The 12840-nt window shown below is 63.2% G+C and carries 19 protein-coding genes; all 19 read left to right on the forward strand.

The features are described from left to right. The first annotated feature begins 12 nt into the window (after positions 1-12). The 19 genes from JWJ88_RS17260 to JWJ88_RS17350 all read left to right on the forward strand — a co-directional run bounded on the left by JWJ88_RS17260 (position 13) and on the right by JWJ88_RS17350 (position 12838). The gene (locus JWJ88_RS17260; protein WP_205295683.1) at positions 13-666 is read left to right on the forward strand and encodes a hypothetical protein; all 654 of its coding nucleotides are present in this window, start codon (positions 13-15) and stop codon (positions 664-666) included. After that, the gene (locus tag JWJ88_RS17265) at positions 666-1268 is read left to right on the forward strand and encodes a hypothetical protein (protein WP_205295684.1); all 603 of its coding nucleotides are present in this window, start codon (positions 666-668) and stop codon (positions 1266-1268) included. The genes JWJ88_RS17260 and JWJ88_RS17265 overlap by 1 nt, the downstream gene beginning before the upstream one ends. Further along, positions 1265-1582: a hypothetical protein gene (locus tag JWJ88_RS17270; RefSeq protein ID WP_205295685.1), complete on the forward strand. Its 318-nt coding sequence runs from the start codon at positions 1265-1267 to the stop codon at positions 1580-1582. Before JWJ88_RS17265 ends, JWJ88_RS17270 begins: the two co-directional genes overlap by 4 nt. Then, entirely contained in the window at positions 1579-1779 is a 201-nt protein-coding gene (locus JWJ88_RS17275) for a hypothetical protein (protein WP_205295686.1), read from the forward strand. The genes JWJ88_RS17270 and JWJ88_RS17275 overlap by 4 nt, the downstream gene beginning before the upstream one ends. Continuing rightward, entirely contained in the window at positions 1776-2477 is a 702-nt protein-coding gene (locus JWJ88_RS17280) for a hypothetical protein (RefSeq protein WP_205295687.1), read from the forward strand. The genes JWJ88_RS17275 and JWJ88_RS17280 overlap by 4 nt, the downstream gene beginning before the upstream one ends. Continuing rightward, the gene (locus tag JWJ88_RS17285) at positions 2477-2860 is read left to right on the forward strand and encodes a hypothetical protein (protein WP_205295688.1); all 384 of its coding nucleotides are present in this window, start codon (positions 2477-2479) and stop codon (positions 2858-2860) included. Before JWJ88_RS17280 ends, JWJ88_RS17285 begins: the two co-directional genes overlap by 1 nt. Further along, complete coding sequence (locus JWJ88_RS17290) at positions 2853-3182, forward strand: hypothetical protein (RefSeq protein ID WP_205295689.1); 330 nt, start codon at positions 2853-2855, stop codon at positions 3180-3182. Before JWJ88_RS17285 ends, JWJ88_RS17290 begins: the two co-directional genes overlap by 8 nt. Beyond that, complete coding sequence (locus JWJ88_RS17295) at positions 3175-4116, forward strand: hypothetical protein (protein WP_205295690.1); 942 nt, start codon at positions 3175-3177, stop codon at positions 4114-4116. The genes JWJ88_RS17290 and JWJ88_RS17295 overlap by 8 nt, the downstream gene beginning before the upstream one ends. After that, the gene (locus JWJ88_RS17300; protein ID WP_205295691.1) at positions 4028-4501 is read left to right on the forward strand and encodes a hypothetical protein; all 474 of its coding nucleotides are present in this window, start codon (positions 4028-4030) and stop codon (positions 4499-4501) included. The genes JWJ88_RS17295 and JWJ88_RS17300 overlap by 89 nt, the downstream gene beginning before the upstream one ends. A gap of 7 nt (positions 4502-4508) precedes the next feature. After that, the gene (locus tag JWJ88_RS17305) at positions 4509-4838 is read left to right on the forward strand and encodes a hypothetical protein (RefSeq protein ID WP_205295692.1); all 330 of its coding nucleotides are present in this window, start codon (positions 4509-4511) and stop codon (positions 4836-4838) included. Positions 4839-4840: 2 nt separating this feature from the next. Further along, positions 4841-5251, forward strand: a complete 411-nt coding sequence (locus tag JWJ88_RS17310) for a terminase small subunit-like protein (RefSeq protein WP_205295693.1) — start codon at positions 4841-4843, stop codon at positions 5249-5251. Then, positions 5248-6564 carry a PBSX family phage terminase large subunit gene (locus tag JWJ88_RS17315; protein WP_205295694.1) on the forward strand — a complete coding sequence of 439 codons (1317 nt, stop codon included), beginning with the start codon at positions 5248-5250 and terminating at the stop codon, positions 6562-6564. Before JWJ88_RS17310 ends, JWJ88_RS17315 begins: the two co-directional genes overlap by 4 nt. Positions 6565-6630: 66 nt before the next feature. Next, on the forward strand, positions 6631-7089 hold the full coding sequence (locus JWJ88_RS22225) for a HEPN domain-containing protein (RefSeq protein WP_205294739.1): 459 nt from the start codon (positions 6631-6633) through the stop codon (positions 7087-7089). A gap of 78 nt (positions 7090-7167) precedes the next feature. Further along, positions 7168-7422, forward strand: a complete 255-nt coding sequence (locus JWJ88_RS17325; RefSeq protein ID WP_205295695.1) for a hypothetical protein — start codon at positions 7168-7170, stop codon at positions 7420-7422. Continuing rightward, positions 7422-9857 carry a hypothetical protein gene (locus tag JWJ88_RS17330; RefSeq protein ID WP_205295696.1) on the forward strand — a complete coding sequence of 812 codons (2436 nt, stop codon included), beginning with the start codon at positions 7422-7424 and terminating at the stop codon, positions 9855-9857. The genes JWJ88_RS17325 and JWJ88_RS17330 overlap by 1 nt, the downstream gene beginning before the upstream one ends. Positions 9858-10022: 165 nt before the next feature. Then, positions 10023-10196 (forward strand): hypothetical protein, encoded by a 174-nt coding sequence (locus JWJ88_RS17335; RefSeq protein ID WP_205294742.1) that lies wholly within the window; start codon positions 10023-10025, stop codon positions 10194-10196. A gap of 5 nt (positions 10197-10201) precedes the next feature. Continuing rightward, positions 10202-11878 carry a portal protein gene (locus tag JWJ88_RS17340; RefSeq protein ID WP_205295697.1) on the forward strand — a complete coding sequence of 559 codons (1677 nt, stop codon included), beginning with the start codon at positions 10202-10204 and terminating at the stop codon, positions 11876-11878. Continuing rightward, the gene (locus JWJ88_RS17345; RefSeq protein ID WP_205295698.1) at positions 11875-12204 is read left to right on the forward strand and encodes a Bbp19 family protein; all 330 of its coding nucleotides are present in this window, start codon (positions 11875-11877) and stop codon (positions 12202-12204) included. Before JWJ88_RS17340 ends, JWJ88_RS17345 begins: the two co-directional genes overlap by 4 nt. After that, complete coding sequence (locus tag JWJ88_RS17350) at positions 12197-12838, forward strand: hypothetical protein (RefSeq protein WP_205295699.1); 642 nt, start codon at positions 12197-12199, stop codon at positions 12836-12838. The genes JWJ88_RS17345 and JWJ88_RS17350 overlap by 8 nt, the downstream gene beginning before the upstream one ends. The last annotated feature ends 2 nt before the right edge of the window (positions 12839-12840 follow it).

Below are 12840 nucleotides of genomic sequence, written 5' to 3' on the forward strand. Positions count from 1 at the left end.
GAGGGCGGTGTAATGCCAGCGTATCGTTCCCCGGCCGAGGCCGAGATCCGCGAGCCCGTCGTCGCCCGCTTGCGCGAGTTGATGCCGGCGGCACGGATCATCCACGAGATTCAGAGCGCGTGCCAAGGCCCGACGCGCATCGATGTGCTGGCCGTGACCCCGGATCGCATCGCCGCCGTCGAGATCAAGAGCAGCCGCGACAAGCTGGATCGGCTTCCGGCCCAGTTGGAGGCGATGTACGGTTGTGCGCACCATCCCATTGTCGCGCTGCACGGCAAGCACTTCACGGTGACCGAGACCCCGAACTACGGCACTTGGGTCAGCGCGCCCAAGTCAGCGGGCTACGGCATGGTCTGGGGCTTCGATCTGCCGCAGGTCCACGGATCCGAGCAATACCTGCGACACGAGATCCATGACAGGTGGGCGAAGTGGCGGGCCTGCGCGCCGTCTGGCGCTATCGACATGCTGTGGCGTGACGAACTCCGGGCCATCGTCGCGCGCCGCGACCTGAGCAGCCGCACCAGCAAGCTCACCATGCCCGAGTTGATCGACTTGATGCAGTGGAACCTGACTGGCGCCTGTCTCACGCGCGAGGTCTGCGCCGCGTTGCGCGCCCGGCAGTGTCCCGAGGCCGATCCTCCGGTTACCGATGCGGGGAGGGCGTGATGCGGGTGCTGATAGCTTGCGAATATTCCGGCCGCGTCCGCGATGCCTTCCTGGCTCTGGGCCACGACGCCATGTCCTGCGACCTGTTGCCGACCGAGGCACCGGGGCCGCACTACCAGGGCGATGTGCTGCGACTGCTGAGCGATCCGTGGGATCTGGTCATTGCGCATCCGCCCTGCACCAGGCTTTGCAACAGCGGCGTGCGCTGGCTTGCCGAGCGGGATCTGTGGGACGACATGCGCGCCGGCGCCGAGTTCTTCATGGCCTGCCTCAACGCCAATGCGTCAATGGTGGCGGTCGAAAACCCGGTGATGCACAAATACGCGCGGGCCATCGTCGGGCGCGGCCCCGACTTTACCGTCCAGCCCTGGCAATTCGGGGACCCTGCGAAGAAACGCACGTGCTTCTGGACGCGCGGCCTGCCGCCATTGCGCCCGACCAGTGACATGCAGGCGTCCGACGCCAGAGCGGATTGCCACCTGGCATCCCCCGGCCCGGATCGCTGGAAAGAGCGCAGCCGGACCTATCCCGGCATCGCGCAGGCCATGGCCATGCAATGGGGCGGCACTGACCTGGTGCAGATGATGGAGGCCGCAGAATGACGCTGACCGCCCCCGCCCACCTGCGCGCGACGCCGCATTTCCGTCAGCGTGTCGCATCCAGAATTTCACCTGATGTCTGCGCCGATACATTGGCAGGTGCCATCTTGCAGGCCATCGCGGAGGATCTGACTGACCTCGTGCGGTTCACCTGCCGCAGCTACACCGGCGCGCCGGTCTATCGATTCCATGTCGACGGCCGAGGCACGTTTTACGCCGTGGTTTCCCCGGCAAAGGACACGGTTATCACCGTGATCGAGCCCGGCGGCATCATTTACCGGGGCGGGAAGCGCAAGCCCAAGAGGTTGCGCGGATGAAGGCCACCACAGATCAGAAGCGGCGCTTCATGGCCGCAGTTCGTTCCGGGCGGATGATGTTTGGCGAGATCGTCAAAGTCTCCGGCCTGACCTTCCAGCATGTGTTCGACATCTATGCCGAGGGCGTCACCGCAGGGCGGTTGCGCATGGGCGACGACGCGCCGGGGTTTCGGTTTATCGAGGAGGTCAGGCAGTGACCGCACCATCGGCCAAGCCGCTATTCCGCGCAATACGCTCCAAGCGTATCGCTGTCCCCGTGCCTGCGTTGTTTGGCAGTCTGCCCGTAGCAGAACGCCCCGCCCGTGCTGACGCGCGCCGTGCCGAAGATTTCTACCCGACCGGCCAGCCCGAGGCGATCCGCGGGCTGCTGGCCCGTGATGGCGACCGGATTCGGGCATGCGACAGCGTGTGGGAACCAGCCTGCGGCGATGGCGCGCTAGTGCGCGAGATTCGCGGCGTTGGAATTCCCTGCTGCGCCTCTGACCTGATCGACCGGGGATGCCCCGATAGCTGGCAGGCCGATTTTTACAGCTGTCTGCGCAGCCTGGGCAAGGCGATCATCACCAATCCGCCATATTGCGAGATCAATGCACGCGACGGCCACGGGCGTTGGCTGCGGCACACGCTGGATATGCCAGGCTGGGATTATCTGGCGTTGCTGCTGTCCTGGGACTGGCCGGCGGCGCGAGCCAACGGGTTGGGTGCGTTGCTGGAGGCTAACCCGTTCTCATACTGCTACCTGATGCGCTGGAAACTCGACTTCACGGGCGAGGGCTCACCGCCCCAGCGCAACGCATGGTTCGTGTGGATTCGGGATTGGCCCGAGGTGCCGATGCAGATGCGGTTTATGGACCGCAAGGATGGCGACAGCCTGATGCAGGAGGACCTGATCTGATGATCCTCCGCGTAACCCTGCCATGGGCGAAAACTTCGGAGCTATCCGCGAACTCGCGGCTGAACTGGAGCAAGCGCGCCCGCAAGGTGAAGGCGCAGCGCAAGCTGGCTGATGCGCTGGCGCGCGAGGCCGGCTGGCACAAGGCCCGCATACCTGCCGATGCAGAGCTGCACATGACCCTGATTTATTGCCCGCCCAGCAGCGTCGTCACCGTGGACGACGACAACGTGGTGACCGCGAACAAGGGCGCCCGCGATGCCCTCGCGGCTGTGCTGCGCATTGATGACGGCCGGATCAGGCTGCAAGCCCCAGTGCGGGGTGAGCGGTGCCGCGACGGTGCGGTGATCGTCGAGATTGAAATTCATGGAGGCGATGATGTGTAACCAGTTCACCCTGTCGCGGCATCAGGTTCCAGAGCCGCCGTATGGCAGCAAGGCGTGGTTCGACTGGCTGCGTTGGATGGTCGCGGTGATGAACCCCGATGATCCGCAGTTTCATTTCGTCGCGTCCTTGCTGTCCAGCGCAGCGCGCTATGGGCGGCTGACGGAAAAGCAGGCTGCTGCCGGAAACCGCGCAATCGAGCGTATCACGGATGCCTACGAGGCCGGCGACCTGCTGTGCCTTAAGACCGGGAACGCCCCCGCCGAGGTGGTGCCGCTCGCCCCGCGCTTGGCCATCGACAACACCGGGGGCGGGAATGCGTGAGTTTGCCAAAATAAGCTGCTCCATCTGGGGCAGTGAAAAGTTCACGGGCCTGCCGAACGACGACGCGCGCCTGCTGTATCTCTATCTGCACACCTGCCCTCATGTGAACTCGCTGGGGTGCTATGTTCTTCGGCCGGGATACGCGATGAGCGACCTCGGATGGGATGTCGATCCAGAGGGAGCGATACGGTATCGAAACGGTATCGAAGCCCTATCGAAAGCCAACCTCATTGGGTTTGATAAACAGCATTCGCTGATCCGTATTGTGGACTTTTTAAAGTATAGCCCATTCGCAAACCCGAAGCATGCAAAGGGTGCTCTTCGCATTCTGGACGACCTACCGGATTGTGACGAAAAATCATTCCTAATCAGTGATATAGAGCGACAGAAGCATCTCCCGGATGACTTCCTCGGGCATGAATTTGATACTGTATCGATACGGTATCAAAACAGTTCCGATATACCCGAGACCCGAGACCCGAGACCCGAGACTAAGGGAAGGGGAGGGGAGGAGGGCACGCGCGCGACCGCCGTGGCCGACGCGCCCAGTCCCGGCCCGTCCCTCGTTTCGCAGTTGGCCGATGCCCTCGGCTTCAACGACCCCGACGGCAGGGGGTGGCCCAAATACTGGGCCGCAGCCGACGCTCACATCATCGCCAGCCGATGGATCACCGATCTCGGATTGACCGCATCCGAGGTGATCGAGGTGGCCGTGAGCAACGCGAAGGCCCACGGCACACCGGCCAATGGCCCCCGGACCCTGACCCGCCACATGCAGGCTTTCGCCGCCGCAAAAAACGCCCCGCCCCTCGAAATCCCCGCACAGCCCACAGGAGGTTTGACCCATGACCGCGCAATTGCCCGTGACCGCCGCCAAGCTGCCGCCGACGACGCCCTGCAACGTCGCCTCTATGCAGCCGCACGAGTTGACTGAGCATCGCCTCGCCATTGGCCAGGCCGTCGAGGTGATCCTGCACGGCTATTGGCAGCCGAGCGAATCCGAAACCCTGCGCGCCGCCGTGCTGCGCGACTGGTGCGACACGCTGGAAGGGTGGAAGCCGGACAGCGTGCTGGCCGCCCTGCGCAAGTGGCGGAACGAGCATCCGAGCAAGCGCCCCAACCCCGGACACATCGTCCAGATGCTCAAGGAAAGCTGGGGCAGGCGTCACGCGGATCAGGTCCGCGCGGCTATGGCCACGCCGGTCGAGCCTCCGAAAGAGCGCGTCAGCGTCGAGGCCGCCAAGGCCATCATGGCAGAGATGGGTGTTCGCGATCCGCTTGCCGCCAAAACCATCGCCGGCATCCAGCCGACGGAATGAGGACGAATTGACCATGGCGCCCCCCTACAAGACTGGACCAATCGACGATGCCGAGGCGTGGATCATTACCACGCCCGATGCCACCTATGCCGAGGCGGCGCTGCGGCACGGTGTGACCCACAACAGCCTGCGCGCCCGCATCTCGAACAAGTATGGCTCACTCGCCGCTGCCCGCCTGATGCGCGACGCGGGCATCCTCAAGCCCGATGCCGGGCGCATCCTCGCGCCCGTGCGGCGCTGCATGCGGTGCGGTGTGTCGAGCAGCATAGATCGCGGCAAGCGGATGTGTTCTGCCTGCCAGCGAGAGGTTGCGAAGCTTCATGACGGGGGCGTGTGAGTATGCCGATCAAGAGAGACGCGGAAACCATCGCCGGGCACAAGGACGCGATTTGCGAAGCGATTGCCTGCGGCGACAGCCTTGCCAAGGTTCTGCGCAAGAAGGGTATGCCGGGGTATTCGACTGTCATTCGATGGCTTCGGGATGATGAAGATTTCAGGGCCGACTACGCGCGCGCGCGCGAAGCCCAAGCGGACGCCGACGCCGATAAAATCGGGGACATCGTGGACAAGGTTCTCGCCGGCAAGCTGGATCCTCAGGCAGCCCGCGCGGCTATCGATGCACTGAAATGGACAGCCGGCAAGCGCCAGCCGAAAAAATACGGCGATAAGCTGGAGCTGGACGGCAAGGTGGGCGTGGTGATCGAGGGCGCTCAGGTCACGTTCCGCACCGCCCCGAAGGGTGAAGAATGATCCTCAAGCCGGACACGCCAGCGGTTTTCGAGCCGCTCTGGACGCAGAGCGCGCGCTACAAGGGCGCGCATGGCGGGCGTGGTAGCGCCAAGTCTTGGGACCGGGGGCAGCATCTGGTTTTCCGCCATGCGATGGAGCCGGGTCTGAACTCGGCCTGTCTGCGCGAGGTCCAGGCGACCCTCAAGGATTCGGTTTTCAAACTGATCGAGGACACGGCGCGGCGGCTGGAAGTTGGCGGCTTGTTCACGCCGGTGCCATCCGACAGCCACATCAAGTGCCCCGGTGGTGGCGTGATGATCTTCCGCGGCATGAACGACATGAACGCGGACAACATCAAATCGCTTGAGGGCTTCGACATTGCTTGGTGGGAGGAGGCCCAGACCGCAACGCAGCGTTCGCTCGACCTGCTGCGCCCGACAATCCGAAAGCCGGGCTCAGAGTTGTGGTTTTCATGGAACCCGCGACTGCGCGGCGATCCGGTTGACGTGATGCTGCGGCAAGACCGGCGGTTCGAGCCAGAGCGCATCGTGGTCGAGGCCAACTGGCGCGACAACCCCATGCGCGGGGCGGAGCTGGAAAAGGAACGGCTCCTCGACCTCGCCGGCGACGAGGCGCGCTATCGCCACATCTGGGAAGGCGATTACGAGGCCGAATCCGACATGCAGTTCATCGGCGGCGGTCTGGTGCGTGAGGCAATGGCCCGCGAGCCGAACCCGACCATAGGCGACGAGCTGGTGTTGGGCGTGGACGTCGCGCGCTTCGGCGACGACCGCACCGTGATCTGGGCGCGGCGGGGCAGGGACGCCAAGACCATGCCGCCAATCATCCTCAAGGGTGCCGACACCATGCAGGTGGCAGCCCGCGTGATGGCCGAGATCGACCGGCTCAAGCCTGATGGGGTGTTCATCGACGAGGGTGGAGTAGGCGGTGGTGTGGTCGATCGGTGCCGGCAGATGGGCTATTCGGTGATCGGCGTGAACTTCGGCGGCAAGGCGGATCGCGCAATTGAGGGCGTGCCCAAGTGCCGAAACAAGCGCGCGCAGATGTGGGCTACCATGCGCGAGTGGCTGCGTGAGGGCGGCTGCATCCCAGACAGCCGCGATCTGGAGATGGACCTGACAGGGCCGCTCTACGGCTTCGACGTGAACAACGCGATTGAGATCGAAAAGAAATCTGACATGAAGAAGCGCGGCGTCTCCAGCCCGGATGAGGCCGATGCGCTGGCCCTGACCTTCGCCTATCCCGTCGTCGCCCGCTCGATCCGGCGCCAGCAGGAAGCGCAGGCGCAAAGTGAGTGGCACCCGGTCTGGTAAATGGTATTTCTCCCATCATCCCTTCTGGGTCAGATACTTGGGCAGAACAACGTGGAGATTTAAATAGTGGGTGCCGACGACAGAACGAGCGCATTTGGGCTTTTCAACTTTGCGCATACCTATTGGGTTTCGGCCGTAGAGCTTGATAAAATCAGACGGGAAGTCTCGCACCCAGACAGCCCGGTTCAATATCTCTATTATCACGCTATTGAGCTATATCTGAAAGCATTTTTGCGGTTCTCTGGATCGAGCGTACTCGACCTAAGGAGCATCGGGCACAAGCTTGTTCGGTTATATGAGGCATCTGTTGGCCGAGGTCTGCCGGACGACGAGGAAACGCGCGAGGTTTGTCGCCTGGTCGACAGCAATTACATCTCGGCTCGTTACATTTCTGCGGGATACTACACGCGTGCTACAAACAAGGCGCTCTGGGGCGTTTGCAGAACCCTCCATGACGATATCGAGCCGAAGGTGAACGCTACACAAGGGGTAACGCGGATACGGCACATTCCGCTTACCGAGTAGGGGCTGCGCGCCCTTCGGCCAACATATATCGGATTTCGCTGCGTTCCTATCCTGCCCTCGAACCACGACGGGCAGGCCATGGCTACCACGCAGAATTTCACAGTCAGCAACTCCTGGACGCGGATCGCCAGCGGGCGGGCTGACGGTCAGGTCGTCAAGATCGAGGGCGCGGGGCCGTTCAACCTCGCCGTGACCGTTGGGTCCAAGTCCATCCCCCCGACCATAGCGCCGCTCACTGGCCACCGGATCGACGGCACCGCGGATCTGCCGCTCGTCGCCGCCCAGCACCTTTGGGCCAGCGCCGCAACCTCCACCAACCTCACGGTGACCTGATGGCCAGCGCAACCCAACGCATCACCCTGTCCGCAGGCTGGCAGAAGATAGCTGAAGCCAAGGGCCGCGAGGCGATGGCCCTGATCGACGCCTACGGCGCCGTGCAGCTTGCCATTGCCGATGGCGAACCGCCCCGTGGCGATGTGGCAAATGGGCATGCGCTCAATGGTTCGATGATGTGGCCAGTCAGGGGCGCGGAGATCGTCTGGGCCCGGGGCAACGGCGTTGCGGTGTCTGTCACGCTGCTCAAGGTTGTGCCCGAGTTCGCCACGCTCGATTCCGCGGCGGTGAAGGTGGCCGCGGCCTCCGCGAAGGTAACCGCCACCGCCGCCGACGCCAAGGCAACGCAGGCGCAGGAGGTGCAAGCGCGTCGGGATTTTGCCGTCTGGCACCTGGTCGATTACCTGCATCCCGACGATATGACTGCCGCGCTGGCTGGTGATACATCCGGTCAGAATGAGGCCCGCGTGACTGCTGCTGTCCAGCAATTCCACGACGACATGATTGCATGGTGGTCGGCGGGTAGCGGAAGGACCGCCGATCTGATTTATCCGTGCGTCACGTTGGCCATGAATGACGAAATGTTCAGCGAGGACTTCGCGGACGCGCTGTGGGGAATGGGGTTTGCGCAAGAGGAAAATCGGATCAACTTCAACGGCAATGGTGTTAGATTTTCCTGTAAGAACTGGCTGGCCCGTGCTCGGGTCCGCGCCTCCGGTTTCTATGCGGCTCAGGGTATTACCTATCCAGTTCCGACCGCCCTATTCCGTTGGGAGCAATCGTCGCCGCGCCTATTCTCGCCACAGATTATCGGGCGCATCTACTTAGACGGTGCAAACGATATCGCCACCGATCCTGTCGCGTTCAAAACGCAGTCTTGCAATGTGGCAAATATCGACAAGGTATTTATCCGTCGCTTTCGAAACATCGGCTTCATGACTGAAAACCTGTTCAATTCGACAGTTGGGCAGCTTGAGGTTTCGGCCTGTGGCTATCAGCCGACCGACGCGGGTGGGGCTGGTTTCATTGCGCCGGCAACGCGGTTTTCCAACGTCGGAGCGGTTGTCACGGCGACCGCCGCTACCTTCGATGCCAGCCATGAAGGGCGGTGGTTTTTCCTCGCAGGGGCTGGCCCGAGTAACGGTGTCCTGCGTCTGGTCAATGCGGCGCAGATCGTCAGTGTGGACGGCCCGACCCAGATCACGCTGGACAGCGCGCCGGATACTGACGTGGTGTCCGCTACCGCATCCTTCGAGGCGGTGCGCTGCGCCACCACGGCGGGCAGCAACATAGCAACTTTGACGGCTGCCATCACCGACGATCTGACCGGTCGCTATGTCACGATTGGGCGCGCCGGGCAGCAAGGTATCGACGCGCAATATGGCAGCATCACGGCGATCATCACCGCCCATAGCGGCGATCAGATCACGCTATCCCATGCGGCCCGCGTCACGACGACCGAGGCTCCGGTTGTGTTTTCGTCGGGCCTGCATATCGGGCGCACGGCTCAAGGCGCTGTTGCCGGGCTGGGCCTTAATGACGACGTGACATTTGACAATCTTCGGGTTGAGGAGGGGGGATATTCGGCAGCCGGTGGCGCTGTATCGGCGGTCATCACGGCCAGCACATCTCTGGACTTTGCCCCCGGGTCGAAATTCCATGGCTGCGCGACCGAGAACAATAATTTTGCGGGCAACTTCGCGGGCATCCTATGGGACCGTGCGAATAACATCCACCTGGTAGACACAGTGGTCGCGCACTCTGGCTACAGCCCGCGCTTCGGGAAGCAGTATTTCTGTGGCGGCCGTATCCGCGTCGAGTTCACCGGCGATGAGGTAGGCTTTCCCGACTGCACCCATACCGCCAGCCTGTTTAACGATCTGCAACCCAGCCCGACTGTAGGTCGGTTCTATTACGGCGCGTCTCGCAACGTGCCCCGCATCGCTTCTCAGGTTCCGGCTCGTTACGGCTATGCCGGCCTGCCATCTCAGATCAGGGCTTACAACAGCTATCGCACATCGCAGCAAACCCCGGATGGTGCAGATTTTCCAACCTATCTTGATGATCTGGTCCTTGAGGGGACTTTGACCGGAGCGGGCGCGGTCGGCAACAGTGCTGATTTCAGCGCGGGCAAAGTGATGCTGGCTGGTTATGGTAACGAGACGGGCACGGCCATTCCGACCGCAGTTTCGGACCTTGACGCGGTCAAGTTGGTCCATCGCACAGTGTCTGCGTCAGCATCGACAGTTGGCGCTCCTGACACTTTGGGCGCTTGGGTGGTCAAAATAGTGCGAGCAACTGCTACCGTCACGGTTCAGCGTGCAACGCGCTACTATTTTAATGGGGCGCCTGTGACAGTGACGCGCCACGATAATAATTCTGGCGGCGCGTGGTCACCGTGGTGCCTGCCAGACGGTGCCACCTATACCCCCTGAGCGCGCGCAGAGGGGGCCGAGGCTCGCGTGAGCCGGGAACAGCATAGCATATTTTCGGAGGCAGCGGCCCCGGCACCCCGGCGGGATTTTCCCTCCATGACAGGCCAACATATATCACCCGCACCGCGCCTCGCATGATGCCCTCGAAGCAATCACGAGGTCATCATGTGCAACGCCCCGGACATTCCCGAGCCGACGCAATACCAGGCCAGCAAGGCACCGGTGTTCAACACAGCGTCGCGCCCCCGGTCGAAGTCAGGCCGGCAGGGCACCATCCTTACCGACACTGCCGGGCAGGCTTACGCCCCTGATGGCAAGAAAACGATCTTGGGCGGCTGATCCTCATGGCCCCCGTTCTCAACCAGCAACTGCGTAAGACTCTGGACTATCGCCGCGGGGCGATGGACCAGGAGTATGAGTATTGGCAGGCGCATTTCCGTGAATTGCGGGATGCGATCCAGCCGACGCGCGGCCGGTTCGAGGCGAATGAGCGACGCAGCGATTCCTCGATCAACAAGCGGATCCTCGACAACACCGCCCAGATGGCGCTGCGCACGCTGCGCGCCGGGCTGATGTCGGGCGTCACCTCGCCGTCACGGCCGTGGTTCCGGCTGGGCCTGCGGGGCTCGTCCGAGAATGAGGCCGAATTCGAGGTTAAGGACTGGCTGCACGAGGTCCAGCGCCGGATGTATGAGGTCATGCGCGGGTCGAACATCTACCGCATGCTCGACAGCACCTATGGCGATCTGGGGCTCTACGGCACGGCGGCAAATCTTGTCGTCCCGGATTTCGAGGATGTTCTGCGCGGCCACAGCCTGCAAGTCGGCCGGTTCCGGCTGGGCGAGGATGGCAATGGCCGGGTGACCGCGTTGTCTCGCGAGATCAAGATGCCGGTGCGAGGCATTGTCGAGACCTGGGGTCTTGATGCTGTGTCCCAATCGGTTCGCCACGCGTGGGACACCAGCGATTATTACCAGACTTTCACCATCTGCCACATGATCGACAAGCGGGCAGACGGGGACCCCAAGGCCATGCAGGCCGGTGGCCGTCCGTGGGCCTCGATCTATTGGGAGAAAGATGCCCCCAGCGGGCAGTTCCTCCAGATCGGTGGACATCAGGTGAAGCCTCTGCTGGCGCCCCGCTGGGAACAGGTCGAGGGCGAGGCGTGGTCTGCATCGTCGCCCGGCATGATCGCCCTCGGGGACGCGCGCTCGCTGCAAGTGTCGCAAGAGCAGAAAGCCATCGCCATCCAGAAGATGCACAACCCGCCGATGATCGGCGGCGCAGTGCAGGGCGGTATGTTCTTCAAGAACGTGCCCGGCGGGTTCACGGCAATGGCGGCGACCGATCTTTCGACCGGTGGGATCAAGCCGGCCTACGAGGTGAAGCCCGATATTAAGGGGCTGCTGCTGGACATTCAGGAGACGCAGCGCCGCGTCGAAGTCGCGTTCTACAAGGACCTGTTCCAGATGACTGCGCTAGCGCTGGATGGGCGCAGCCAGATCACCGCCCGCGAGATTGCCGAACGCCACGAGGAAAAGCTTATGGCTCTGGGGCCGGTGCTGGAAAGCCTGGACCATGAGCTGCTGCAGCCGCTGATCGAGGCAACCTTCGCCTATATGCAGGATGCCGACATTCTGCCCGAGGCCCCCGACGGCATCGTGGGGCAGCCGATCAAGGTGGAATACATCTCGCTGCTGGCTCAGGCGCAGAAGGCCATCGGGGTCGGTGCGATCGAGCGCACCATCGGATTTGCCGGCACGCTGGCGCAGATCAAGCCCGAGGTCGTGGACATGCTCGACGGTGAGCAGATGATGCGCGAATTCGCGGATCAGGTCGGCGGCCCGCCCGGCATTCTGCTGTCGCCTGATGAGCTGCGCGAGGTTCGCGAGGCCAGGGCGCGGGCAGCGGCGCAGGAGCAGGCAATGGCAGCGGCCGAACCGATGGCCGGGGCGGCAAAATTGCTGAGCGAGGCCAACCTGAACGGCATCGACGCCCTGCAACGGGGGGCGGCGCTATGACGGAACGCCTTGCCGAAATCATGGCAGAGCGCCGGGCGCTGGAGGTCCGGCAAGCATGGGATACCGTGCTGCGGACCCGCGAGGGCCGTCTGGTTATCTGGTCGATCCTCGAACGCTGCTACCCGTTTGCCCAGACCCATCACGGCAACGAGATGGACGGCTGGCGCGCGGGTCAGCGCGAGGTCGGGCTGATGATCCTGAACGAACGCATCTTCCCGCATGACGTGGGCACCTTTGCCGCCATGCAGACCGAACACGCCGAGCTGATGGATCGCATCCAGCTCGCCGCAGAACAGCAAGCCGAAAGGGAACAAGCTGATGAGTGAGGAAGCCAATGCCTCGACCGATACCACCGAAGCCACCGCGGCGGCCACCACCGAAGCGGCCAATACCGATGTGACCGACGCGGCGGCAACTGCGGAAACCGCCGAAGCTAATGCGACCGACGCCAACGCAGCGGCAGAGGGCGCGGATCCGGAAGCCTTCGCGCTCGCCGCCCCAGAAGGGGCCGAGGCATACCAGGCCGATTTCGACAAGTTCGCCGGCGACATGGATTCGTGGCTCAAGGCCAATCCGGCCGCCACGGCGCGCGAGGCGCTGACCGAGGCGGCGAACCGGCAGGCGCGGCTGGTGGGCGAGGGACAGCAGGCAATGATCGAGCATCGCAATGCGCAGCTTGAAACGTGGGCCGGCGACCTACGCAAGGATGCCGAGTTCGGGGGCGAGAAATACGACGCCAACGTCGCCACGGCCGTGAAGGGCCTTGAGGCGGTCGGCTCGCCCGAACTTCGCCAATTGCTCGACGATTCCGGCTTGGGAAGCCACCCGGACGTTGTGCGTGCCTTCTGGAAGGTGGGGCAGATGGTGGGCGACACCACTGTGGTCACCGGACAGGAAGGTTCTTCGACGCGGCGCAATTTCGCTGCCGCACTTTACGGCAACGGCAACGGAAAGGACTAACC

This window comes from Paracoccus methylovorus (genome assembly GCF_016919705.1).
Taxonomy (GTDB): domain Bacteria; phylum Pseudomonadota; class Alphaproteobacteria; order Rhodobacterales; family Rhodobacteraceae; genus Paracoccus; species Paracoccus methylovorus.

Bases quoted from the DNA above. Each gene is read 5' to 3' on its own strand.
- JWJ88_RS17330 (WP_205295696.1), top strand. From the start codon at position 7,422: ATGGCCAGCGCAACCCAACGCATCACCCTGTCCGCAGGCTGGCAGAAG.
- JWJ88_RS17340 (WP_205295697.1), top strand. From the start codon at position 10,202: ATGGCCCCCGTTCTCAACCAGCAACTGCGTAAGACTCTGGACTATCGC.
- JWJ88_RS17260 (WP_205295683.1), top strand. From the start codon at position 13: ATGCCAGCGTATCGTTCCCCGGCCGAGGCCGAGATCCGCGAGCCCGTC.
- JWJ88_RS17300 (WP_205295691.1), top strand. From the start codon at position 4,028: ATGACCGCGCAATTGCCCGTGACCGCCGCCAAGCTGCCGCCGACGACG.
- JWJ88_RS17265 (WP_205295684.1), top strand. From the start codon at position 666: ATGCGGGTGCTGATAGCTTGCGAATATTCCGGCCGCGTCCGCGATGCC.
- JWJ88_RS17345 (WP_205295698.1), top strand. From the start codon at position 11,875: ATGACGGAACGCCTTGCCGAAATCATGGCAGAGCGCCGGGCGCTGGAG.
- JWJ88_RS17350 (WP_205295699.1), top strand. From the start codon at position 12,197: ATGAGTGAGGAAGCCAATGCCTCGACCGATACCACCGAAGCCACCGCG.
- JWJ88_RS17325 (WP_205295695.1), top strand. From the start codon at position 7,168: ATGGCTACCACGCAGAATTTCACAGTCAGCAACTCCTGGACGCGGATC.
- JWJ88_RS17295 (WP_205295690.1), top strand. From the start codon at position 3,175: ATGCGTGAGTTTGCCAAAATAAGCTGCTCCATCTGGGGCAGTGAAAAG.
- JWJ88_RS17270 (WP_205295685.1), top strand. From the start codon at position 1,265: ATGACGCTGACCGCCCCCGCCCACCTGCGCGCGACGCCGCATTTCCGT.
- JWJ88_RS17285 (WP_205295688.1), top strand. From the start codon at position 2,477: ATGATCCTCCGCGTAACCCTGCCATGGGCGAAAACTTCGGAGCTATCC.
- JWJ88_RS17290 (WP_205295689.1), top strand. From the start codon at position 2,853: ATGTGTAACCAGTTCACCCTGTCGCGGCATCAGGTTCCAGAGCCGCCG.
- JWJ88_RS17275 (WP_205295686.1), top strand. From the start codon at position 1,579: ATGAAGGCCACCACAGATCAGAAGCGGCGCTTCATGGCCGCAGTTCGT.
- JWJ88_RS17310 (WP_205295693.1), top strand. From the start codon at position 4,841: ATGCCGATCAAGAGAGACGCGGAAACCATCGCCGGGCACAAGGACGCG.
- JWJ88_RS17315 (WP_205295694.1), top strand. From the start codon at position 5,248: ATGATCCTCAAGCCGGACACGCCAGCGGTTTTCGAGCCGCTCTGGACG.
- JWJ88_RS17335 (WP_205294742.1), top strand. From the start codon at position 10,023: ATGTGCAACGCCCCGGACATTCCCGAGCCGACGCAATACCAGGCCAGC.